Here is a 20454-nt window from a genome sequence, read left to right on the forward strand (position 1 = left end):
TTCGGTTCAGCCGAGTTCGTAGCGGGTCGGGACCGCGGGATCTCCATGGGACAGGCCGAGACCCTCCCACGGCAAACTGACCAGGCCGGCCGCGAGATGTGCGCGCGCATCGGCGAGCGACGGCAGCGACTCGACGGGCGTGCCGCCGCGGACGAGGGGGATCTGCAGGTCCCGCACGCCGTGTTTCTCCGGTGCGGGGCGGGTACCACCGGCGCGATAGACGATCTCCTCGACGATCGTGCCGCTGGACCGGGCGGCGCGTACGGCCGATTTGGCGCCGCCGCGCGACTCCTTGTGGCTCGCCCGTTTGGCCACCGGGAGGCCGTCCACCTCGACGAGCTTGTAGACCATCCCCGCGGTCGGTGCTCCGCTACCGGTGACGAGCGACGTCCCGACGCCGTAGGTGTCGACCGGCTCGGCGCGCAGCGAGGCGATCGCGTACTCGTCGAGATCGCCGGAGACCACGATCTTCGTCTCCGTCGCCCCGAGGTCGTCGAGTTGTGCGCGTACCTGGCGGGCCAGCACGCCGAGGTCTCCGGAGTCGATGCGCACGGCACCGAGGCCGGGTCCGGCCACCTCGATGGCGTTGCGCACGCCCTGGGTGATGTCGTAGGTGTCGACCAGAAGCGTCGTCCCGACGCCGAGGGCCTCGATCTGCGCGGCGAACGCGGCCTTCTCGTCGGGCCCGTCGGGTCCGGTGAAGCCGAGGGTGAACGCGTGGGCAGCGGTGCCGGCGCTGGGCACGCCGAAGCGCCGCGCCGCCTCCAGGTTCGAGGTGGCCGCGACGCCCGCGATGTAGGCGGCGCGCGCACTCGCGACGGCCGCGCGCTCGTGGGTGCGCCGTGACCCCATCTCGATGATCGGCCGCGACCCGGCGGCGCTGACCATGCGAGCCGCGGCCGAGGCGATCGCACTGTCGTGGTTGAGGATCGACAGGATGAGGGTCTCGAGCAGGACGGCCTCGGCGAACGTCGCGCGGACGGTGAGGATCGGCGACCCGGGAAAGTAGAGTTCACCCTCCCGGTAGCCGTCGATGTCGCCGGAGAAGCGGTAGTCCCGCAGCCAGGCCACCGTGTCGGAATCGAGGAATCGTTCGACGACGGCGATCTCCTCGTCGCCGAATCGGAAGGCCGCGAGTTCGTCGAGTACGCGGCCGGTCCCGGCAACGACGCCGTAGCGCCGGCCGTCGGGGAGTCGGCGAGCGAAGACCTCGAATGCGCACTGGCGGTGCGCAACCGGGTGGCGAAGCGCTGCCGCGACCATCGTCAGTTCGTACTGATCGGTCAGCAGCGCGGTGTTGTCGATGCTCACAATCGCTTACCCTGTCCCTATGGCGCCTGACGAAACTCGTGCGCACGAGGCTACCCCCGGCGGTACGGCGGTTGCCGAACCCGAGGTCGCCGACGGCGCGCCGGGACTCGACAAGCCGTGGATGACGATCGTGTGGGACGACCCGGTCAATCTGATGAGGTACGTCACCTTCGTCTTCCAGAAGATCTTCGGCTACTCCGAGTCCCGGGCCAATGAACTGATGATGCAGGTCCACACCGAGGGAAGGGCCGTGGTGTCCTCCGGCGACCGCGAGAAGGTCGAGGCCGACGTCGCGAAGCTGCACGCCGCCGGTCTGTGGGCCACGATGCAGCGGGATTCGTGACCGGCCGGTCCGCCTCCCGCACGACCCGGGCACACTGAACGCGTGCGCACCTGGAAACGCAAGGGGCGCGGCGAGACGTTGCGGATCGCATCGCAGCTCGACGCGCACGAGGCAGAACTGCTCGCATCGATGGTCACCTCGATGTGTGAACTGCTGACCGAACGGGCCGATTCCGCACCCCACGACGACCTCGCGACGCTCACCGGCATCCGTGTCGGTCACCACGAGGCCCCCGACGACGTCACGCTGGGACGTCTTCTCCCGGATTTCCATCGCCCCGACCAGGACGACCAGCTCTCCGCCGAGGTCGTCAACGGAAAGCTGAACTCGGCGCTGCGCAGCGTGCACGAGCCGCAGATCATCGACGCCAAGCTCGGCGCGGCCCGGGTCCTGCTCGACACCCTCCCGGCGGGTGGCGGGGACCTCGTCCTCACCCCGGAGCAGGCCTCGGCCTGGCTCACCGCGCTCAACGACGTGCGGCTGGCCCTCGGCGCGATGCTCGGGATCTCCGAGGACACCCCCGACCAGCTGCCGCCAGATCACCCGCACGCAGCGCATCTCGACGTCTACCACTGGCTCACGGTGATGCAGGACCTTCTCGTGGAAGCGCTGATGTGAGCACATCCGGACGACCGGCCCGCGCCGGCAACCGCATCACCGACATCGCCGGCATCTCGGTGGGGCATGCGCATCGTGTCGACGCCGACGCGCGCGTGGCCGGCTCGGCCGAGGCTCCCGACGGTCACGGCTGGGCCACCGGAACGACGGTCGTGCGGGTGTCGGCGCCCGGCGCGATCGCCGCGGTGGACGTCCGCGGCGGCGGTCCGGGTACGCGCGAGACCGACCTGCTCGACCCGTCGAACACCGTGCAGACCGCACACGCCATCGTGCTGAGCGGAGGCAGTGCCTACGGTCTGGCCGCCGCCGACGGGGTCATGCGGGCGCTCGAAGCCGAGGGGGTCGGCCTACCACTCGATGATCGGGGCCACGTGGTGCCGATCGTCCCCGCCGCGGTGATCTTCGACCTGCCGGTCGGTGCGTGGGATCGCAGGCCCGACGCGGACTTCGGGGCGGAGGCGGTCCGGGCGGCGGGCACCGAGTTCGCCGTCGGATGCGTGGGCGCGGGTGTCGGCGCCCGGGCGGGCGCACTCAAGGGCGGGGTCGGGACGGCGTCGGTGACGATCGACAGCGGGCCAGCGGCCGGGATCACCGTCGGCGCACTGATGGTCGCGAACCCGGTCGGTGCGGTCATCGACCCGCAGACCGGGCTGCCGTGGGACCTGGGCGAGGCCGCACTCGCCGAACTCGGTTTGCAAAGGCCGTCGGCCGCCGACCTCGACCGCCTCGCCGATCTCGCCGCGAAACACACGGTTCTCAACACGACCATCGGTGTCGTGGCGACCGATGCCGTCCTCGACGCCCCGATGACCAAGCGACTGGCGATGTCCGGACACGACGGACTCGGGCGGGCGATCCGGCCGGCGCACTCGCCGCTGGACGGCGACACCGTCTTCGGCATCGCGACCGGCGCTGTCCGGTCGTCGTCGCCTGTTCCGGCGCCGGCGGGCATGCACGCCGATGTCGCGGTCGTCGCCGAGGTGTGCCGGGTCGCGGCCGACGTCGTCCAACGGGCGATCGTCGACGCGGTCCTCGCGGCGGACTCGATCGCATCGATACCCACCTACGCGCAGGCGGCGCCGTCGGCGTTCCGCTGACCGCGTTCGCGTCGGGCAGAACAGTCGGGGCGGAACAGGCGGGGCGGAATAGGTGTCGCGGCGCCGATGTTGCGTTCCGGAGATCGGCCACAATGGGGACAACCGCGAGAGACCTTACGGACATCGCTGAACAGGAGAACGGGACACCGATGCTCAAGATCGAGCAGAAGCTGGTCGACGCGATGGTCGCGCATGCGCGCGCCGATCATCCCGACGAGGCCTGTGGGGTGATCGCCGGCCCCGAGGGTTCCGACGATCCGCAGCGCTTCATCGCGATGGTCAACGCCGAGCGGTCGCCCACGTTCTACCGCTTCGACTCGGCCGAACAGCTCGCGGTCTGGCGGGAGATGGACCGTCGCGACGAGGAGCCCGTGGTCATCTACCACTCGCACACCGCCACCGAGGCGTATCCGAGCCGCACCGACATCTCCTATGCGGGTGAGCCCGGCGCCCACTACGTGCTGGTGTCCACCCGCGACCCGGAGGCCACCGAGATCCGTAGCTATCGCATCGTCGACGGTGCGGTCACCGAAGAAGAGATCGAGATCAGGAGCTGAGAATGTCTGTCACCGTATCCATCCCGACGATCCTGCGTACCCACACCGGCGGGGAGAAGCGTGTCGAGGGGTCGGGTTCGACGCTGGCCGCGCTGATCGACGACCTTGAATCGGGCAACGCCGGCCTGAAGGAACGTCTCGTCGCGCCCGACGAGAACGGCACCGCGAAACTGCACCGCTTCGTCAACATCTACGTCAACGACGAGGACGTGCGCTTCTCCGGCGGCCTCGAAACCCCGATCGACGACGGTGACGAGGTGACCATCCTGCCCGCGGTCGCCGGCGGCTGAGCGTGGCACGCTACGACTCCCTGATCGACTCGGTCGGCAACACACCGCTCATCGGTCTGCAGCGGCTCTCACCGCGCTGGGACGACTCCGACGAGGGCCCGCACGTCCGGCTGTGGGCCAAGCTCGAGGACCGCAATCCCACCGGGTCCATCAAGGACCGGCCCGCGCTGCGCATGATCGAGCAGGCCGAACGCGACGGCCTGCTGCGGGCGGGCTCGACCATCCTGGAACCGACGAGCGGCAACACCGGCATCTCGCTCGCGATGGCGGCGAAACTCAAGGGCTACGAACTGATCTGCGTGATGCCCGAGAACACCTCGGAGGAACGCCGTTCGCTGTTGCGCATGTTCGGCGCTCAGGTCATCTCCTCGCCCGCCGCGGGTGGTTCGAACACCGCGGTCGCGGTGGCCAAGGAACTCGCCGCGCAGAACCCCGACTGGGTGATGCTCTATCAGTACGGCAATGCGGCCAACGTCGCGGCGCATTACGAGGGCACCGGACCGGAGTTGTACGAGGACCTGCCCGAGATCACCCACTTCGTCGCCGGCCTCGGGACGACCGGGACCCTGATGGGCGTCGGACGGCTCCTGCGCGAACGCAACCCCGACGTCGAGATCGTCGCCGCCGAACCCCGGTACGGCGACGAGGTCTACGGTCTGCGCAACATCGACGAGGGATTCATCCCCGAGCTCTACGACGACTCGGTGCTGACCCGGCGCTTCTCGGTGACGGGCGTCGACGCGGTCGCACGGGTCCGGGAACTGATCGAACTCGAGGGCATCTTCGCGGGGATCTCCACCGGCGCGATCCTGCAGGCGGCCCGCGGCATCGGCAGGCGGGCGCTGAAGGCCGGTACCCGCGCCGACATCGGGTTCGTCGTCCCCGACGCCGGATGGAAGTATCTGTCGACCGGGGCCTACGAAGGTAGTCTCGACGACGCGGAGCAGGCTCTCGAAGGTCAGCTCTGGGCATGACCCCGCTACCGAGGAACTCCTAGGCCATGAGCTCGTACACCCCGCCGGTCGGGCAGCAGCCCACACGGCGAGCGCGCCCGCTGTGGTTGCGTTCGGCGATCATCACGGTGTGCATCGTCGCGGTGCTGTTCGTCATCGAGGCGATCGACGCGGCGACGCGCTACGACCTCGACCAGAACGGCATCCAGCCACGGCAGGTCGACGGACTGGACGGCATCCTGTGGGCGCCGATGCTGCACGGCGACTGGCCGCACCTCTTCGCCAACCTGATGCCCGGCGCGGTGCTGTGTTTCCTCGTGCTCATGACGCGGCGATTCCTCATCGTCACCGGCATCATCTGGGCGGTGTCGGGAGTCGGGGTCTGGCTGTTCGCGGCGCCGTACTCGGTGACTGTCGGGGCGTCGGGCATCGTGTTCGGCTGGCTCACCTTCCTCATCGTCCGGGGGCTGTTCAACCGCGATCTGTGGCAGATCCTCGGCGGGCTCGTCCTGTTCCTGGTGTACGGGTCGATCCTCTGGGGGGTCTTGCCGTCGGATCCGCTGATCTCCTGGCAGGCACACCTGTTCGGCGCGATCGCCGGTGTGTTCGCCGCGTGGGCGCTGGCTGCGCGGGACCGCCGTAGACCGGCGGCCGGCACACCGGGGGTGGCGCCATAATCGCGGCGGGCGGCCAGGACGCACCCATCGGGATCTTCGATTCGGGCGTCGGGGGACTGACGGTGGCGCGCGCCATCATCGATCAACTGCCGGACGAGGACATCGTCTACATCGGCGACACGGCCAACGGGCCGTACGGACCGCTGACCATCCCGGAGATCCGCCGGCACGCCCTCGCGATCGGCGACGATCTCGCCGAACGCGGCGTGAAGGCCATCGTCATCGCCTGCAACACCGCGTCGGCGGCCTGCCTGCGCGATGCCCGCGAGCGTTACGCGCCCATCCCGGTCATCGAGGTCGTGCTGCCCGCGGTCCGCCGCGCGGTGGTCGCCACCAAAACGGGCCGGATCGGCGTGCTCGGCACGGAGGCCACGATCTCCTCACGGGCGTACCAGGATTCGTTCGCCGCGGCACGTGACGCGGTGATCACCGCGGTGCCGTGTCCACGATTCGTCGACTTCGTCGAACGCGGGATCACCAGCGGCCGGCAGATCCTCGGGCTCGCGCAGGGCTACCTCGAGCCGCTGCAGCAGGCCGGGGTGGACACCGTGGTCCTCGGCTGCACGCATTACCCGTTGCTGTCGGGGGTGATCCAGCTCGCGATGGGCGACGAGGTGACCTTGGTGTCGAGCGCCGAGGAAACCGCGAAAGACCTCTTCCGGGTCCTCACCGAGGCCGACCTGCTGCATCCGCACACAGGCCGCGACGCCACCCGCGTCTTCCAGGCGACAGGCGATCCGGACCTCTTCGCGAAGCTCTCGAACCGATTCCTCGGTCCGGTCATCGGAGCCGTGCAGCACGTGTGAGGAGACGCCGGCGCTTCGCCGCGCACTTGTGACCCGTATGCCGACGCCCGGGTGCGAAATCGTGGCACAGTGGGGCCTATGCGTCTCACGGTCCTCGGGTGTTCGGGCAGTGTGGGCGGGCCGGGAGCAGCATGCTCGGGCTATCTGCTCTCCGTCCCCGGTGAACAACCGGTGCTGGTGGACTGCGGTCCGGGTGTGTTCGGCGAACTGCAGCGGGTCACCGATCCCAACGACGTCGCCGTCGTCCTCAGTCACCTCCACGCCGATCACTGTCTCGACCTGCCCGCGATGCTCGTCTGGCGCCGATATGCCCCGGAGCCGGCCAGGCAGCGCGCACCGCTGTACGGCCCGCACGGCACCGCCATGCGGATCGGCTACGGGTCGTCGGAGTTCCCCGGACAGCTCGACGACATCACCGACACCTTCGACGTCCACGAGTGGAGCGACGACCAGGAGGTCACGCTGGGCGGGATGCGGATCCGGGCGATGAACGTCAACCACCCGCCCGACACGTTCGGATTGCGGATCACCGGTCCCGAGGGACAGGTCGTCGCCTACAGCGGGGACACCGCACCGTGTGACGAACTGATCGATCTCGCGGCCGACGCGGACCTGTTCCTGTGCGAGGCGTCCTGGACGCACGCACCCTCCGAACGCCCGCCGGACCTGCACATGTCGGGGATCGAGGCGGGGGAGGCCGCGACCAAGGCCAACGTCCGTGCGCTCGCGCTCACACACGTCGCGCCGTGGTCGGATTCGGCGGAGATCCTCGCCGAGGCCCGCAGTACGTTCTCCGGACCGACCGAGCTCGTCAGCCAGGGACAGGTCTTCGACCTCACCTAGGAGACGGGTTCGCCTCGGTCGTTACAGTGAGACCCGTGACCACACGAGCTGACGGCAGAGCCGACGACGAACTCCGTCCCATCACGTTCACCCGCGGTTTCACCAGCCACCCGGCGGGTTCGGTCCTGGTGGAGTTCGGCAAGACCCGCGTGATGTGCACCGCGAGCGTCACCGACGGGGTGCCGCCGTGGCGTCGGGGTTCCGGGCTCGGGTGGCTGACCGCGGAGTACGCGATGCTCCCCGCCGCCACGCACGACCGGTCGTCGCGTGAGTCGGTCAAGGGTCGGGTCGGCGGGCGTACGCACGAGATCAGCCGACTGGTCGGTCGATCGCTGCGCGCGTGTATCGACCTCGGCTCGTTGGGCGAGAACACCATCGCCGTCGACTGTGATGTCCTGCAGGCCGACGGCGGTACCCGAACCGCGGCCATCACCGGCGCCTACGTCGCGCTGGCAGATGCGGTCACCTATCTTCGTGCGGCGGGCAAACTGTCTGACCCGCAACCTCTTTCGTGCGCGATCGCCGCGGTGAGCGTCGGTGTCGTCGACGGCCGCGTCCGGCTCGACCTTCCCTACGAGGAGGATTCGCGGGCCGAGGTCGACATGAATGTCGTGGCCACCGACGCCGGCACCCTCGTCGAGGTGCAGGGCACCGGCGAGGGGGCGACGTTCCCGCGCTCGACGCTCGACGCGCTGCTCGACGTGGCCGCCATCGGCACCGAGAAGTTGTTCGATGCGCAGCGCGCGGTACTGGCCGAACCGTACCCGGGCGAACTCCCCGGGCGGGCGTGATGTCCTCGGTCCTGCTCGCGAGCCGCAACGCCAAGAAGCTCGCCGAACTCCAGCGCGTCGTCGATGCCGCGGGCATCACGGGAGTCGAGGTCGTCGGTCTCGACGCCGTACCCGACTACCCGGAGGAACCCGAAACGGGCGCCACCTTCGAGGACAATGCGCTGATCAAGGCCCGCGCCGGCGCGAAGGCCATCGGAATTCCTTGTCTCGCTGACGATTCCGGCATCGCGGTCGATGCCCTGAACGGCATGCCCGGGGTGCTGTCGGCGCGCTGGTCCGGCCGGCACGGCGATGACGCCGCGAACAACGCGCTCCTGCTCGCCCAATTGTCGGACACCCCGGACGAACGCCGTGGCGCGGCGTTCGTGTCGGCCTGCGCACTGGTGTTGCCCGACGGGACCGAGACGGTGGTGCGCGGCGAGTGGCGCGGTCGAGTCCTGCGGGAGGAACGCGGGCCGCACGGCTTCGGGTACGACCCGCTGTTCGCCCCCGACGACGAGATCGCCGACGGCCGGTCGGCGGCGGAGTTGTCGCCGGGGGAGAAGGACGGTCTCAGTCACCGCGGAAAAGCGCTGGCGCAGTTGGTGCCCGCGCTGCGAGCACTCGCGGGGTGACTCCGTTCGGGTCGGCCCCGGTCCGCGGTCAGCTCGCGGTGCCCGTGTAGAGGTAGACCCCCAAGGTGTGTGGCTCGCCGTCGAGCAGGATGTCCACGTCGTCGGCTGCGGCCCGCGACATCCCCTGCCGCTCATAGAATCCGAACGTGCACAGCGAGTCGGTGTACAGGTGGAAGTCCGACCGACCGCGGTCTCGCAGATGGTCCAGGAACGCACGGTAGAGCGTCGCTCCGACGCCGTGCCCGCGCGTCGAGGAGGCGACGGCGAACAGGGTCAGTTCGTCGTCGAGCGACTCGCCGGTCTGCGTACCCAGCCGGTGCGCCACGGCTTCGAAGGCGAAGAGGGCGCGTAGGGCCTTCCGTTGGGGCAGACCGAGTAACGCGGCTCGCGCGGTGTGCGCCCAGAGAAGCGCGCGGTTCTTCGTCCGCTCGCCGAGGTGCGGCTCGCCGTCGACTCGCCCGAGGATGATCCCGACCACGTGGCCGTCCTTCTCCGCGACGCGACTCCAGGTGCTCGCCACCAACTGCTCGCGGAGATAGACCTCGAGCGCGCTGTCGAGAACGCGTCGACCGTGGACGTAGCGGTGGATGTAGAACGCCTCGTCGATGATCTTCTTGACGTCCTCGGCGTCGGTGGAACGGTATGGGCGATAGGTGATGTCGGTCATGATCCCTTCTTTGCGGGTGTGTCGTGGAGTGTGGCTGATGAGGTGGGTGACAACGTCCCCGCGCCGTAGGTGAGGGCGAGGAGGTCTGCTTCGAGCGCGGCGCGGTCGGTGTCGTCGAGGACCGCGCCCCAGAGAGGGGCGGTGTTCGATCCGTCGGCGGCCGCGATGATCAGTCTCGTGATGGCAGGGTCGAGGCCGTCGTCGGACAAGGCGGCCCGCCAGTGGTCGGCGTCTCGCTGAGCGAGCTCGGCGGGACCTGGTTCGTACATCAGGCTCGCCGCCAGGGCGATCTGATCACGAAGTCCGGCCGAGTCCCTGGCGTCGGCGAAGCTCACCCGGATGTAGGCCCTGGTGAGCCGTCCCGGTGCGTCGTCCTCCTGGCCGGCGACCCGGTCGACGTCGGACCTGAACTGAGCCATCAGGTCGGCCGCGAGTTCTTCGAGAAGGCCCTCCTTGGCGGGGAAGTGATACAGCAGTCCACCTTTGGACACCCCGGCCGCGGCGGCGATCTCGGAGACGGACACGGCGGTACCGTGCCGCGCGATGAGACGAGCGGCGGCGTCGAGGATCAGCCGTCGCGTTTCGGCGGCGGTGCGCCCGGACGTGCGTGCCATCTCGGCCTCCTTCTGGTGGGGTCTCGTCTGACCTCGCCTTTACTATACCGTCCGGACGGTACAGTTTCAAGAGCAGGCCGACGCGGAGGAGATGGTGGACGCACCCGCTCCGTCGACCGTGCGCTCGATCTCGTCGACTGTGCGTCGTAACTCGTCGACCGTGCGTCGAATTTCATCCACTGTGCACGCTTGCGGCAGAGGTCGTTCAGCTGCCCGCGTGGACGCCCAGCATCCGCGCGACCGAGTCGGGCCAGCGGTACTGGGTGGCCCGGTGCCGGGCCGCTCGTTCGCGATCGACGCGAGGCAGACTGAGTACCTGGCGGATCGCACTCGCGAAGCCCGACCCGGAGTCCTCGGCAGCCGCCCCGCACGTGTCGTCGACGAGGCTCGCGACGGCCGACGATCGCGAACCGATGACCGGTGTACCGGCGGCCAGCGACTCCAGTGCGGACAGGCAGAACGTCTCGTGCGGTCCGGGGGAGAGGGAGAGGTCGGCACTGGCAAGGAGTGCGGCGACCTGCTTCCGGTCCGAGAGGTGACCCAGAAATGTCACCGGGAGTCCACGCGCCAGATGCTGCAGCGGCGCTCGCATCGGCCCGTCGCCCGCGATCACCAGGTGCGCGGGCGTCCCTGAGCGGTGGAGCCTGTTCAGCGCGGCGATGCTGCGGTCGGCACGCTTCTCCACCGAGAGGCGTCCACAGTGGGCGATGAGAGCTCGGGTGCCGTCGGACCACCGCGCGCCCAAGTCCGGGTCGAGGTGTCGCGGGTCGAAGATGTCGAGGTCGACACCCAGTGGGGCGCGTACGACGTTGGTCGCCGCGACGCGGTCGAACTCGGCGGCGGCGAAGTCGGTGGTGCAGACGACGGTGTCGTAGTCCCGGGCGGTGGCCGCGTTGGCGCGGTCGGCGAGCGCGCGTGCCGTCGGGCCGGGCATGATCTGGCCGAGCAGCCGGTCGAGACGCTCGTGGGAGACCATCGTCGAACGGACGTCCCGAGTGCGCGCCCATCGGCCGAAGCCGCGGAGCGTCAGGCGGTCGGACACTTCGAGGGCGTCGGGACGAAGATGGCGGAGGACGTCGGCGACGCGTCGGGCCGAGGCCAGGCGGTAACCGCCCGACGCCGGGATGCGTGGTGCGGCAACGGTGATCCGGGTGACGCCCGAGGCCAGCACCTCTTCGCCGGAGTCGGCCCCCGGAACGATCAGGACGACGTCGTGACCTGCTTCGACGTAGCCGGCACCCCAGCGGTCCACCGCGGTGCGCAGACCGCCGGAGCGTCCGCCGTAGAAGTTCGCGAGCTGGACGATCTGCACGGGGTCCAGTCAGCCGGACCCGGGTGAACGAACGTCCAGCACGAGGAGATCAGAGGTTGAACTGCGCCTTCACTTCCTGGGTGCGCTTGTGCTCGAACCAGAAGGACAAGAAGGGAATCGTGCCGGCGATCGCCGTGATGATGGTCTTGCCCGCACTCCAGCGGACCTTGATCGCCAGGTCGATCGCCATGATGAGGTAGACGAAGTACACCCAGCCGTGCACGAACGGCACGAAGTCCAGTGCGTGGTTGTCGAAGCCGTACGTCAGGACGAGTTCGACGACGAGCAGCAACAGCCACACGCCGGTGATCCAGGCCAGGACGCGATACCGCAACAACGCACCGCGGACCTTCTCCACCGGGGCGGCGAGGGCGGGGGTGGTGGATTCGGTCTCGGTCACTGCGGGCCTTTCGATGAGGGAGCGGGTCGGGCGTCCGCCGAGTGTTCGTCGGCGGCGCGGAGTTCGGCCAGATAGCGGTTGTACTCGACAAGAGCAGTGTCGTTCGCGGGGTCCGACGACGCCAGCGAGGACGCACTGGGCGTCGTCGGGCGCTCGGGGAGAATCCCCTCGGGAATCTCTGCGATCGAGTCACCGGAACCGACCTTGCGAGCTTCGTCGGGATCGCTTTCCAGGATGACGAAACGTCGGTAGGCGTAGATCACGGCTGCCGCGAACGCCGGCCACTGAAGGGCATAGCCGAGATTGAGACCGGAACCGGAGGCGGACTCGTACCGTGACCATTGCCACCACGCGAGCGCCAGACACACCACGGCGGCCGAGACGGCCAGGACCGTGAGCGCGGGCCGGTGGGTGCGGCGACGGGTGGGGGACATGCCTACGACGGTACCTGGCCTGCGGTGATCAGAACGCGGCCGGTAGGGTGGTCGCCGTTACACTGCGTGACTCGCCGCCTTCGGCCGGCGTCACGCCCACGCGCGAGTGGCGGAATTGGCAGACGCGCTGGATTTAGGTTCCAGTGTCTAAGGACGTGGGGGTTCAAGTCCCCCCTCGCGCACTCTGTACTTGTTCGGCGCCGCCCGGCGAGACGGCGACCGTCGGCGAAAGCGGGGCGCGCACATGGTGGACGACACGAGTTCGTCGCCATGGAAGCGGGTCTGGACTTACGCGTTGGTACTGGTGTCGGTCGTCGCTCTCGCGTTTGTGGTTGTCGGCCTCGTGCTTCCGTCGCCCGATCCCGAACTCACGACCGCACCGCCCCCGTCGTCTGAGTCCCTGCCGACCGACACCGCCGCACCTGAGACGCCGGATGTGGTCAGTGAGCCGTTTGACCAGAACGCGCCCATCCCCGGATGCGACGTCGTCGAAGTTCCCGACGCGTCGGGCTACACGGCGTACACCGGGATGGGAAATTCTTCGTACGACAATCCGGACTTCCCGTGGTTCAGTGGGCCGAAAGCAACCGCGATGTCCGCCGCGCTCGCAGCAGCGCTCCCGGCCCGCGCCGAGATCGCCTTCGCGGGCCCCAGCCAATCGCTGATCTTTCAGCCGATCACCTCTCTCGGTGACCCGGACCCTGAGCCCCGAGGATCTACCGTCGCCTCGGGAGAAGTGGTCAGTGGTGACGTCAGGGGCACTGTGTCCGTCCAAGTCCAGCGCTCGTCGGACGCGGTTCCGGCATGTGTCCCTGGTCAACTCGACCAGCGTCGCACGCTGCCCGACGGGGTGGTGGTCGACGTCCACGACACCTGGCAGGAAGTGGACGGAGTCCGCGCCCTGAGCCGAACGGCACGCGCGTACGTGCCGGACGGATCATGGATCATCGCGTGGGCCAGTGACGCAACCGGTACGAACCAGCGGGACAAGAGCGGCTCGGTTCCGTTGACGATCGACGACCTGGTGCGGATCGTCGTCGATCCGGGGCTACGCGTCAGCACTCCGGTCGCCCCGGGTACGCCGGTGCCGATGGAAGACTGCGCCACTGGGTTCGAGTCCTACGAGGGACCACCCGTGACACGTGAGCGAGCACGCGAACTCGACGACACACTCGCCACCGTCGATCTGGGCGGCGCACGGTTGCCTCCGATGGTGCCGGCCGGCCGGTCCGCACAAGGGATGCTGTGCACCGGTGTGGCGGATCTCGGAGGTGGTGTGGGGATCGATGTCACGATCGTCGGTGGTCAGCCGGTCCCAACTGGAGAACGCCCGGTTCCGGGCCGCGGCAGTCAGAAGAAGACACGCACACTTGCCGACGGGACTGTGGTGCAGACAGATGTCACCTGGCAATCGGGTTCGTCGACGACCGACCCGCGGAAACCCATTCGGCGGACGACCCATTCCGTGGTCGTGACCCGCCCGACGGGCACGCGGATCTCGGTCAGTTCCACGGCGGCCTCGCCGAGCGAGCCGATGTCGATTCAGGAGCTCGAGAACATCGCTGTGACACCAGGATTGGAACTCTGACCGATGCGGGACCGAAGTACTCGGGCTCTGGTTGTCGCTGCGGTGGTCGCGGTCGTGACCGTCTCCGCGGCGACGGTGGTGTGGTGGGATCGTGCTCCGACATCGGTCAAGAAGATCACCGGGACCACTGCGGATACGCCAGGTGTCGCCTGGGCCCTCGATCCCGCCGACGACCTCGGTCGTCCGTTCGCCGCGTTCGCCGATCCGCGCGAGGGCACTGCCTTCACGGCCAGCGAGCCCGGGATGATCCGGTCCGGTGACACGCTCCTCACCGTCGTCGGAACCCCCAACGAGGGAACAACTCTCGGTGATCCCGTGATGGTCGGCATCGACGCCAGAACCGGACGGGTGCGCTGGCAGGCTCCGGCTCACGACCTCGTCAGCTGCAGTGAGATCCCGCTCCACGGCAAGATCTACTGCCACGCACTGCGCAAGGAGTATGAACTCGTCACCTACGACGTCGATTCGGGGGAGTCGGTACGGCGCACGGTGGCCGAGAGCATCTTCGCCATCACAACCACGCCGGACGCCCTGTACGTCGCCGAGGGCAGCGTCGAAGAAGACGACGTGCGAGTCCACTCGGGCACCTTCGACGATGTGTCCGCCCACTGGACCGGCCAGTTCGACCTCGGCGCATCCTACGAAGAGGTGCACAGCAGTGAGGCCCTCACCGTGATCGACGGGGTCGGTCTGATCCGCACCGGAGGCGACGTCGCCCAATTCGATGCCGACTCGGGCGCCGAGTTGTGGAGCAACCGCACACAATGCGTCGGAACCTCGTCGCTGCTGGCGGGCGGGTTTCTCGTCCACGCCGACACCGGTTGCGAGTCCGCCGGTCGTGCGTCCGAGCAGTTGCTGAGAGGTCCGGACGGGAAGGTGATCGTGTCCAGCTCACACCCCGCCGTGCAACGACCGGGCTTGGAGTCCGTGACCACCGCCGACCCGGTCTTACTCGGCGACTCCGCCTACGATCGAGAGACCGGCGAGCGCCTGTGGACCAACAGCGATCTTGTATCGGGTGACACCAACGCAACGGGAACGGTGACAGCGGTCGTCGACGGCGTTGCATACCTCCTCGACAGCAACAGCGGCAGCGAGAGTGGCATCGACCTTCAGACAGGTAAGCGCTTGTGGCACAACGTGTGGGGCGAGTACGCGAACGCCACCGTGACTCCAGACGCGTACCGCGATCGATTGCTGACCGGCAGTGATGGCGTCGCACTGACGGCTGTCGACGTGACCACCGGCAAGGTCGCGTGGACGGCGCCGTTCCTCGCCATCGATGCCGACCCGGAGAAGTTCGCAACGGGCCGGGCGCTTGAGTCCTACGGTGACGGGTGGATCTTCTCGTCGGACCGCCAGATGATCAGGCTCGCACCTCTGTGAGCCCCGGCTATGCCGGAATGACCTCGACAGCATCGTCATCAGCGAAGACGATGTCGTGATCATCGGTGGATATGGCCCACCTCCGCAGCCGGGCCACGTGGTCGTTGTCGATACGGGCCTCGACGGCGGTGTCATCGGGTGCGAGGTCGGCGAAGTCGTCGACGATCTCGCCCTCGCGGACCGACCCGTCGTCGAGGGTGACACGTACGCGCGCGGAGATTTTCGCGACAGGCCCACCGCCGTCGCCGGCATGGTCGTCGATGGTGTCGCTGTCGTCGGCCTTGCTCATCGGTCGCCCCCTCGCAGTCCCGTGTCACGTACGCAACTCCCACAGTAACAAAGATTTAGGTTGCGATAGTGAACCGCATGGCGCTGGTGCGGTGACAAGACGCCGATCGCCAGGCCCCTCGCGGGTCCTGGCGATCAGGTTGAAGGTACCTCTGTCAGTGCGCGGCGTTGTATGCCTCGACGACGTCGTTCGGAATGCGGCCGCGGGCCGACACCTCGTAACCGTTGTCGGCTGCCCATTCGCGAATGGAGGCATTCGCCGACGGGCCACTGCCGCCGGAATTCGTCTTCGTCCGAGCTGATGGCGACCGCCGTCGGCCGCCGACCCGAGTCGAGGCCTTGAGTAATTTCGCGACGGTCACCTTTCCCTGTTCGATCTTGTCGAGATTGGCCGAGGACACGTCGAGTTCGTAGTCGACTCCGAGCCATGACCACGAAACCGTTTGCGCGTCTTGGGGATCGAGCTCGCGACCGTCAAGGTCGTCGACAAAGGTCACCGTCTGAATTTTCGACACGGTGTTCACGGTAGTCGATCAACTCGCCGGAATCATGGACGTCTGCATTCCTGGTGTCGGGACTCACGTCGAATAGCTGCGAGATGAGTCCGCCGAATGCGGATCGAATGCGTCAATTCAGGCCGGGAATGCCGAATCGGGGCGGCTCGGGGTGCGGAATAGAGCTTGTCGCGCGCGGCCGTTCTGATCTTCTCGACGCCGACGGTCGGGGGGATTCGCGATTGCGAGTTGTACCGGGACGCGGGGTGGAGTCGGTCGCCATCCGCCGATTCGCCTCGGCGCCCAAGCCGCTCCCGGAGGTGTCGTCGGCACGCAGACACATCGACCGGATCACGTGATGCGCGGTCACCAGCCCGTAGGTCATCGGCAGCCCCAGGACGGTCACGAGCAGTCGGGTCGGACGCAGCGGGCTGTCACCGAGGATCGACGGCTCGATGACGTTGCCGACCTCGCGGATCAGGTGCAGCGCGAGCTTGTAGGCGTAATGCGCCGCGGTGATCGGCTTGCTGACCGTGAGCTCGTCGAGGGAGACGGTTTCCCAGGGGTCCGCCCCATGGCCGAGGTTGTGTCCGATGCCCAGAAGTATGTCGAGCGGGGCGCCGCCGAAGACCGGAATCAGCGAGCCGAACAATGACGCGCCCAGTTCGCCGACCGATCGTTCTTCTGCCGGGTCGAGCGGGATCAGGTTGTGGTGGATGCGGATTCCGCGCATGACGCCGAGGATCCGGGTGGTCTCGGCGCGGATCGGCGGCGCATCGGCGGGGTTGTTCTCCTGTGCCTGCTCGGACACGTACCGCACCAGCCGACCGAGCGTGAGAGAGCCGATCGGCGTGCAGGTCTCGACATCGGCCAGCGCTAGGTGGTCGGCGATCTCGGCCACCATCGGCGGAATCGGGATGTCGAAGCGGACGGTGTCACTCGGACGCCCGGCCTGGGCGCGCTGCTCCTCGGTCACACGTGCGACGCACTGGTCGAGAACGGTCTTCGCGGTGGCGCGCAGGAGGGCCTTCACGGCGAATTCGGCCGAGAAGACGAAGGCGGAGATCAGCCAGTTGTAGGTGACGAACTGTGCCAGGCCGTCGGCATCGGTGCCGGCGAACGGGCTGCCGAGGTCGGGTGCCGACCCGACGAGGAGCCGTGCGGGGATCAGGACCGTGGTGAATATGTACAGCCACACCGTTTCCACGGCCTGGATGACGGTTATGTTCCCGAGCGGGATCGCCTCGGCGTGTCTGCCGTCGCGGATCTTGAGGAGGTTAGAGACGAGAAGCTGCGAGATGGGGTCGCGGTAGTCGAGTGCGGGATCGTCGTCGTCGGCGCCGAGCGTCAGCGGATGCTCGGTCACGGCGAGGGTCGAGATGTGCAACCGGCTCATGTCACGGTGTGCCGCAATGCGGCTGGCGCGCGCCGACGCCCGCAAGGAGGGCGGCAAGACGTCGTAGACCGACTCGAAGATCGAGTCGTACACCACGGACAGGGTTGTGAAATCACCGCTTGCGCAGCGTGTTTCGGCACTGTCGAGCGACTTTGGCGTCGGCAGCAGCGGGCGGGTCAGGCTGTCGATGCGCTCGAGCCGTTCCGGGTAGGTCTCGGTTTCCGGGTCGACCGTCGGAGTCAGCTCGTGGACCGGCGTCGCGCGCAACGGCGACACGGAGAACGGTGCCGTGCTGCCGAGGATCGCGGCCGTGCTCGTCCCGCCGGCGAGGGTGGGCAACGACATCGTCAACGTGAACACGGCAACGATCCGCAGAACCCATGGCTGTACCCGCCGTGCTGCATTGCCCCGACCTGAACTCATGCACCCACTACCCGAATAGTCGTCTGGTACCCCGGCGACAGCGACGCCCGTGCGCCACCGCGGCGTCGTGCGCGACCAGTGCAGTCCGCGAAGGGGAAGTTAGTCGAACGAATCTTAAGGTGCGCGGCGGATGTCCGCGCACCGGGTGACCGGCGGCACTGTCGGTGCGTCGTGCAACGATTCCGAGGTGAGACGTCGAGCGGCATGGTTGTCGGTGGTGATCGCCGCAGTGTCGGTCGCCGTGGGGGCGAGCGCTCTGTTCGTGACCGGGACGGGTATCGACACCGCGCCCGGATCGGGACCACCCACACCGACTTCTCCCGCCATTGGTTCGTCTGCGTCACCGTCACCGCAACCCCAGACCTCGGCTCCCGCCGCCGATCGTGCGCTGACCGACCTCGCCTCGCTTGACGTGAAGGGTCGCGCGCCCAAGACCGGTTATGCGCGGACCCGGTTCGGCAGGGCCTGGGACGACGCGGCCGACGTGCAATTCGGCCGCAACGGCTGCCGGACCCGGGAGGACATCCTGCGGCGAGACCTCACCGGGATCACGTTCCACGCCGACGGTTGTCGAGTCCTCGCCGGCACGCTGGCCGACCCGTACACCGGTACGACGATCCCGTTCACGCGGGGACAGGAGACGTCGGCGCTCGTTCAGGTCGACCACGTCGTCGCACTGTCGGACGCCTGGCAGAAAGGTGCTGCCTCATGGGCTGCGGGCAAGCGCATCGCGTTCGCGAACGATCCGAGAAATCTGCAGGCCGTCTCCGGGACTGTGAACCAGCAGAAGAGCGACGGCGACGCCGCCACCTGGCTCCCGCCGAACAAGGCGTACCGATGTACCTACGTCGGCCGGCAGATCGAGGTCAAGAAGTCCTACGGACTGTGGGTGACCCCAGCCGAACGCGACGCCATGCGACGGGTCCTCGCCTCGTGCTGAACCCGTCCGGCCACGGGCGGCCGCCTCGTCGGTAGCCTTGGCGACCGTGACCGCGGATCAGGGACGACCCCAGCCACTCGCCGACGACGCGACCGGTCATCCGCTGACCGTCGACACCGTGGTCGCGGCGCTCGGTGCCGATCTGCGGTCGGCGGGATACACGAACGACGGCGTCACCGACCTGCTCGGCACCGACGCCCACGAGGCACTCGTCCGGGGCGTCTGGTGGCCGGCCCTCGCCGTCACGCGCGAGGTCACCGGCGAGCACGCTCGGCTCGCCACTCTCATCCGACTGTTCCTGCTGGGTTCGGACGAACCCGACGACGCTGTCGCCGCGGCTTTTCCGACGTCCGGGACGGACGTGCTGGTCGCCCAGGGCGTGCTGGCACGGGTCGACGGTTCGCGGCTCCGCGCCCGCCTGGACATCCGCCCGCACGCCGATGACACCCGCGACTACCTCGTCGTCGCCGATCAGGACGCCGCGATGAGGCCCGGACCCGTTGCTCGCGACCATGTCCTGGGCATCGGCGGCGCGTCGATCTCGCTGGCCCGCGCCGTCATCCGCGAACCCGTCCGCCGCGCGCTCGACATCGGTACCGGATGCGGCATCCAGGCACTGCATCTCGACGCCCACTGTGAGCAGATCGTGGCCACCGACACCAACGAGCGGGCGCTGGCGCTGGCCGCCGCGACCGCCCGCCTCAACGGGATGTCGTGGGATCTGCGCGCGGGGAGCATGTTCGAACCCGTCGCCGGGGAACGATTCGACCTCATCGTGTCCAATCCGCCGTTCGTCGTCGGCGCGGGTGGACAGGACTACATCTACCGCGACTCCGGCGTCGTCGGGGACGGACTGTGCGAGCAACTCGTCCGCGACCTGCCCGCGCATCTGAATCCCGGTGGTACCGCCCAGATCCTTGCCAACTGGGTGATCCGCGACGGCGAACCGTGGCAGGAGAGGGTCGGTTCGTGGCTCGCCGGCACCGGACTCGATGCGTGGGTCGTGCAGCGGGAGGTCGCCGACCCGATCAGCTACGTCTCCCTGTGGCTGTCCGATGCCGGTGAGGACGAATCGACCGCCGCGCGACGAGGATCGGAGTGGCTCGAGTGGTTCGACGCCCACGGCATCGTCGCCATCGGGATGGGGTCGATCACCGCCCGGGCCCCGCTAGAGGGAGAAGACCGCGATGCCGACGTCGTGATCGAGGAGATCACCGGCGCAGGCGAAGAGGTCACCGGATACGAGGCGCAGGCGTTCCTGGCGCGACGTCGCTACCTGCGTGAGACCTCCGACGACCAATTGCTCGCGCGGCGCCTGTCGGCGGCGCCGGTCATGCTCGAGGAACACTCGCTGCCGGGTGACGAGGGCTGGCAACAGGTATCGGCGGCTGTCCGGCGGCCCGGCGGGCCCGGCGCCGTGATGGGCGTCGACGAGATCTCGCGCGCGCTGCTCGCCGGCTGTCGGGGACAGGTTCCGCTGGGCGTCCTGCTCGAACTCCTCGCCGACTTCCACGGCATCGACGCCGATGCTCTCGCCGAGGCCGCGCTGCCCGTGGTCCGCGAAGCGATCGGCCGGGGGATTCTCTACGAGGCGACCTGAGAGTGGTTGCGG

Annotated in this window: 24 protein-coding genes and 1 tRNA gene; 16 read left to right on the forward strand and 9 right to left on the reverse strand. The window is 68.4% G+C overall.

Annotated features, from left to right (window positions below; genetic code table 11):
- Positions 1–6: 6 nt before the first annotated feature.
- Entirely contained in the window at positions 7–1311 is a 1305-nt protein-coding gene (locus tag AMD30_RS03490) for a nicotinate phosphoribosyltransferase (protein ID WP_010841708.1), read from the reverse strand.
- A 19-nt stretch (positions 1312–1330) separates the two neighbouring features.
- Between AMD30_RS03490 and clpS the strand changes: the two genes are divergently transcribed.
- From clpS to rdgB, 11 genes are all read left to right on the forward strand, one after another.
- Complete coding sequence (gene clpS / locus AMD30_RS03495) at positions 1331–1654, forward strand: ATP-dependent Clp protease adapter ClpS (RefSeq protein ID WP_010841707.1); 324 nt, start codon at positions 1331–1333, stop codon at positions 1652–1654.
- Positions 1655–1696: 42 nt separating this feature from the next.
- Positions 1697–2272 (forward strand): oxidative stress transcriptional regulator AosR, encoded by a 576-nt coding sequence (gene aosR, locus AMD30_RS03500; RefSeq protein ID WP_010841706.1) that lies wholly within the window; start codon positions 1697–1699, stop codon positions 2270–2272.
- The gene (locus AMD30_RS03505; protein WP_010841705.1) at positions 2269–3369 is read left to right on the forward strand and encodes a P1 family peptidase; all 1101 of its coding nucleotides are present in this window, start codon (positions 2269–2271) and stop codon (positions 3367–3369) included. The genes aosR and AMD30_RS03505 overlap by 4 nt, the downstream gene beginning before the upstream one ends.
- A 149-nt stretch (positions 3370–3518) precedes the next feature.
- Positions 3519–3926, forward strand: a complete 408-nt coding sequence (locus AMD30_RS03510; protein ID WP_010841704.1) for a Mov34/MPN/PAD-1 family protein — start codon at positions 3519–3521, stop codon at positions 3924–3926.
- Between the two features lie 2 nt (positions 3927–3928).
- Positions 3929–4216, forward strand: coding sequence for a MoaD/ThiS family protein (locus tag AMD30_RS03515; protein ID WP_010841703.1), 288 nt, complete (start codon positions 3929–3931; stop codon positions 4214–4216).
- Positions 4217–4218: 2 nt separating this feature from the next.
- A complete protein-coding gene (locus AMD30_RS03520; RefSeq protein ID WP_055474730.1) occupies positions 4219–5190 on the forward strand; it encodes a PLP-dependent cysteine synthase family protein in 972 nt (323 codons plus the stop codon).
- Between the two features lie 26 nt (positions 5191–5216).
- On the forward strand, positions 5217–5846 hold the full coding sequence (locus AMD30_RS03525; protein WP_010841701.1) for a rhomboid family intramembrane serine protease: 630 nt from the start codon (positions 5217–5219) through the stop codon (positions 5844–5846).
- Complete coding sequence (gene murI / locus AMD30_RS03530) at positions 5846–6652, forward strand: glutamate racemase (protein WP_193363265.1); 807 nt, start codon at positions 5846–5848, stop codon at positions 6650–6652. Before AMD30_RS03525 ends, murI begins: the two co-directional genes overlap by 1 nt.
- 78 nt (positions 6653–6730) lie before the next feature.
- On the forward strand, positions 6731–7495 hold the full coding sequence (locus AMD30_RS03535) for a cyclic nucleotide-degrading phosphodiesterase (RefSeq protein ID WP_010841699.1): 765 nt from the start codon (positions 6731–6733) through the stop codon (positions 7493–7495).
- Between the two features lie 35 nt (positions 7496–7530).
- The gene (gene rph / locus AMD30_RS03540) at positions 7531–8286 is read left to right on the forward strand and encodes a ribonuclease PH (protein ID WP_010841698.1); all 756 of its coding nucleotides are present in this window, start codon (positions 7531–7533) and stop codon (positions 8284–8286) included.
- Positions 8286–8900, forward strand: coding sequence for an RdgB/HAM1 family non-canonical purine NTP pyrophosphatase (gene rdgB / locus AMD30_RS03545; protein WP_010841697.1), 615 nt, complete (start codon positions 8286–8288; stop codon positions 8898–8900). The genes rph and rdgB overlap by 1 nt, the downstream gene beginning before the upstream one ends.
- A gap of 28 nt (positions 8901–8928) precedes the next feature.
- Here the strand turns inward: rdgB and AMD30_RS03550 are convergent, their stop codons facing one another.
- The 5 genes from AMD30_RS03550 to AMD30_RS03570 form a co-directional block, all read right to left on the reverse strand.
- Positions 8929–9567 (reverse strand): GNAT family N-acetyltransferase, encoded by a 639-nt coding sequence (locus AMD30_RS03550; RefSeq protein ID WP_010841696.1) that lies wholly within the window; start codon positions 9565–9567, stop codon positions 8929–8931.
- On the reverse strand, positions 9564–10181 hold the full coding sequence (locus AMD30_RS03555) for a TetR/AcrR family transcriptional regulator (RefSeq protein WP_010841695.1): 618 nt from the start codon (positions 10179–10181) through the stop codon (positions 9564–9566). Before AMD30_RS03555 ends, AMD30_RS03550 begins: the two co-directional genes overlap by 4 nt.
- Positions 10182–10386: 205 nt before the next feature.
- On the reverse strand, positions 10387–11493 hold the full coding sequence (locus AMD30_RS03560; protein ID WP_010841694.1) for a glycosyltransferase: 1107 nt from the start codon (positions 11491–11493) through the stop codon (positions 10387–10389).
- A gap of 49 nt (positions 11494–11542) precedes the next feature.
- A complete protein-coding gene (locus AMD30_RS03565; RefSeq protein WP_010841693.1) occupies positions 11543–11893 on the reverse strand; it encodes a DUF3817 domain-containing protein in 351 nt (116 codons plus the stop codon).
- Complete coding sequence (locus AMD30_RS03570) at positions 11890–12327, reverse strand: glucitol operon activator (protein ID WP_010841692.1); 438 nt, start codon at positions 12325–12327, stop codon at positions 11890–11892. Before AMD30_RS03570 ends, AMD30_RS03565 begins: the two co-directional genes overlap by 4 nt.
- Positions 12328–12427: 100 nt before the next feature.
- Here AMD30_RS03570 and AMD30_RS03575 point away from each other — a divergent pair.
- From AMD30_RS03575 to AMD30_RS03585, 3 genes are all read left to right on the forward strand, one after another.
- Positions 12428–12509, forward strand: a tRNA-Leu gene (locus tag AMD30_RS03575).
- 62 nt (positions 12510–12571) lie between these two features.
- The gene (locus AMD30_RS03580; protein WP_010841691.1) at positions 12572–13915 is read left to right on the forward strand and encodes a hypothetical protein; all 1344 of its coding nucleotides are present in this window, start codon (positions 12572–12574) and stop codon (positions 13913–13915) included.
- A 54-nt stretch (positions 13916–13969) separates the two neighbouring features.
- Positions 13970–15301 carry an outer membrane protein assembly factor BamB family protein gene (locus tag AMD30_RS03585; protein WP_231632636.1) on the forward strand — a complete coding sequence of 444 codons (1332 nt, stop codon included), beginning with the start codon at positions 13970–13972 and terminating at the stop codon, positions 15299–15301.
- Positions 15302–15308: 7 nt separating this feature from the next.
- Here the strand turns inward: AMD30_RS03585 and AMD30_RS03590 are convergent, their stop codons facing one another.
- The 3 genes from AMD30_RS03590 to AMD30_RS03600 form a co-directional block, all read right to left on the reverse strand.
- Entirely contained in the window at positions 15309–15590 is a 282-nt protein-coding gene (locus tag AMD30_RS03590; protein WP_010841689.1) for a hypothetical protein, read from the reverse strand.
- Positions 15591–15744: 154 nt separating this feature from the next.
- Positions 15745–16104, reverse strand: a complete 360-nt coding sequence (locus AMD30_RS03595) for a histone-like nucleoid-structuring protein Lsr2 (protein ID WP_193748558.1) — start codon at positions 16102–16104, stop codon at positions 15745–15747.
- Positions 16105–16216: 112 nt separating this feature from the next.
- A complete protein-coding gene (locus AMD30_RS03600) occupies positions 16217–17902 on the reverse strand; it encodes a hypothetical protein (protein ID WP_152467722.1) in 1686 nt (561 codons plus the stop codon).
- Positions 17903–18032: 130 nt separating this feature from the next.
- Between AMD30_RS03600 and AMD30_RS03605 the strand changes: the two genes are divergently transcribed.
- Both AMD30_RS03605 and AMD30_RS03610 read left to right on the forward strand, forming a co-directional pair.
- Complete coding sequence (locus tag AMD30_RS03605) at positions 18033–18842, forward strand: HNH endonuclease family protein (RefSeq protein ID WP_010841686.1); 810 nt, start codon at positions 18033–18035, stop codon at positions 18840–18842.
- Positions 18843–18888: 46 nt separating this feature from the next.
- Positions 18889–20442 carry a DUF7782 domain-containing protein gene (locus AMD30_RS03610; RefSeq protein ID WP_051129766.1) on the forward strand — a complete coding sequence of 518 codons (1554 nt, stop codon included), beginning with the start codon at positions 18889–18891 and terminating at the stop codon, positions 20440–20442.
- Positions 20443–20454: the final 12 nt, after the last annotated feature.

The sequence above is a fragment of the Gordonia sp. HS-NH1 genome (assembly GCF_001418765.1).
GTDB lineage: Bacteria > Actinomycetota > Actinomycetes > Mycobacteriales > Mycobacteriaceae > Gordonia.

Excerpts from the sequence above, each read along its gene's own strand:
- clpS (WP_010841707.1), top strand. The coding sequence starts at position 1,331 with ATGGCGCCTGACGAAACTCGTGCGCACGAGGCTACCCCCGGCGGTACG.
- AMD30_RS03510 (WP_010841704.1), top strand. The coding sequence starts at position 3,519 with ATGCTCAAGATCGAGCAGAAGCTGGTCGACGCGATGGTCGCGCATGCG.
- AMD30_RS03515 (WP_010841703.1), top strand. The coding sequence starts at position 3,929 with ATGTCTGTCACCGTATCCATCCCGACGATCCTGCGTACCCACACCGGC.
- AMD30_RS03525 (WP_010841701.1), top strand. The coding sequence starts at position 5,217 with ATGAGCTCGTACACCCCGCCGGTCGGGCAGCAGCCCACACGGCGAGCG.
- AMD30_RS03535 (WP_010841699.1), top strand. The coding sequence starts at position 6,731 with ATGCGTCTCACGGTCCTCGGGTGTTCGGGCAGTGTGGGCGGGCCGGGA.
- rdgB (WP_010841697.1), top strand. The coding sequence starts at position 8,286 with ATGTCCTCGGTCCTGCTCGCGAGCCGCAACGCCAAGAAGCTCGCCGAA.
- AMD30_RS03550 (WP_010841696.1), bottom strand. The coding sequence starts at position 9,567 with ATGACCGACATCACCTATCGCCCATACCGTTCCACCGACGCCGAGGAC.
- AMD30_RS03555 (WP_010841695.1), bottom strand. The coding sequence starts at position 10,181 with ATGGCACGCACGTCCGGGCGCACCGCCGCCGAAACGCGACGGCTGATC.
- AMD30_RS03570 (WP_010841692.1), bottom strand. The coding sequence starts at position 12,327 with ATGTCCCCCACCCGTCGCCGCACCCACCGGCCCGCGCTCACGGTCCTG.
- AMD30_RS03580 (WP_010841691.1), top strand. The coding sequence starts at position 12,572 with ATGGTGGACGACACGAGTTCGTCGCCATGGAAGCGGGTCTGGACTTAC.
- AMD30_RS03590 (WP_010841689.1), bottom strand. The coding sequence starts at position 15,590 with ATGAGCAAGGCCGACGACAGCGACACCATCGACGACCATGCCGGCGAC.
- AMD30_RS03600 (WP_152467722.1), bottom strand. The coding sequence starts at position 17,902 with ATGAGTTCAGGTCGGGGCAATGCAGCACGGCGGGTACAGCCATGGGTT.
- AMD30_RS03605 (WP_010841686.1), top strand. The coding sequence starts at position 18,033 with ATGTCCGCGCACCGGGTGACCGGCGGCACTGTCGGTGCGTCGTGCAAC.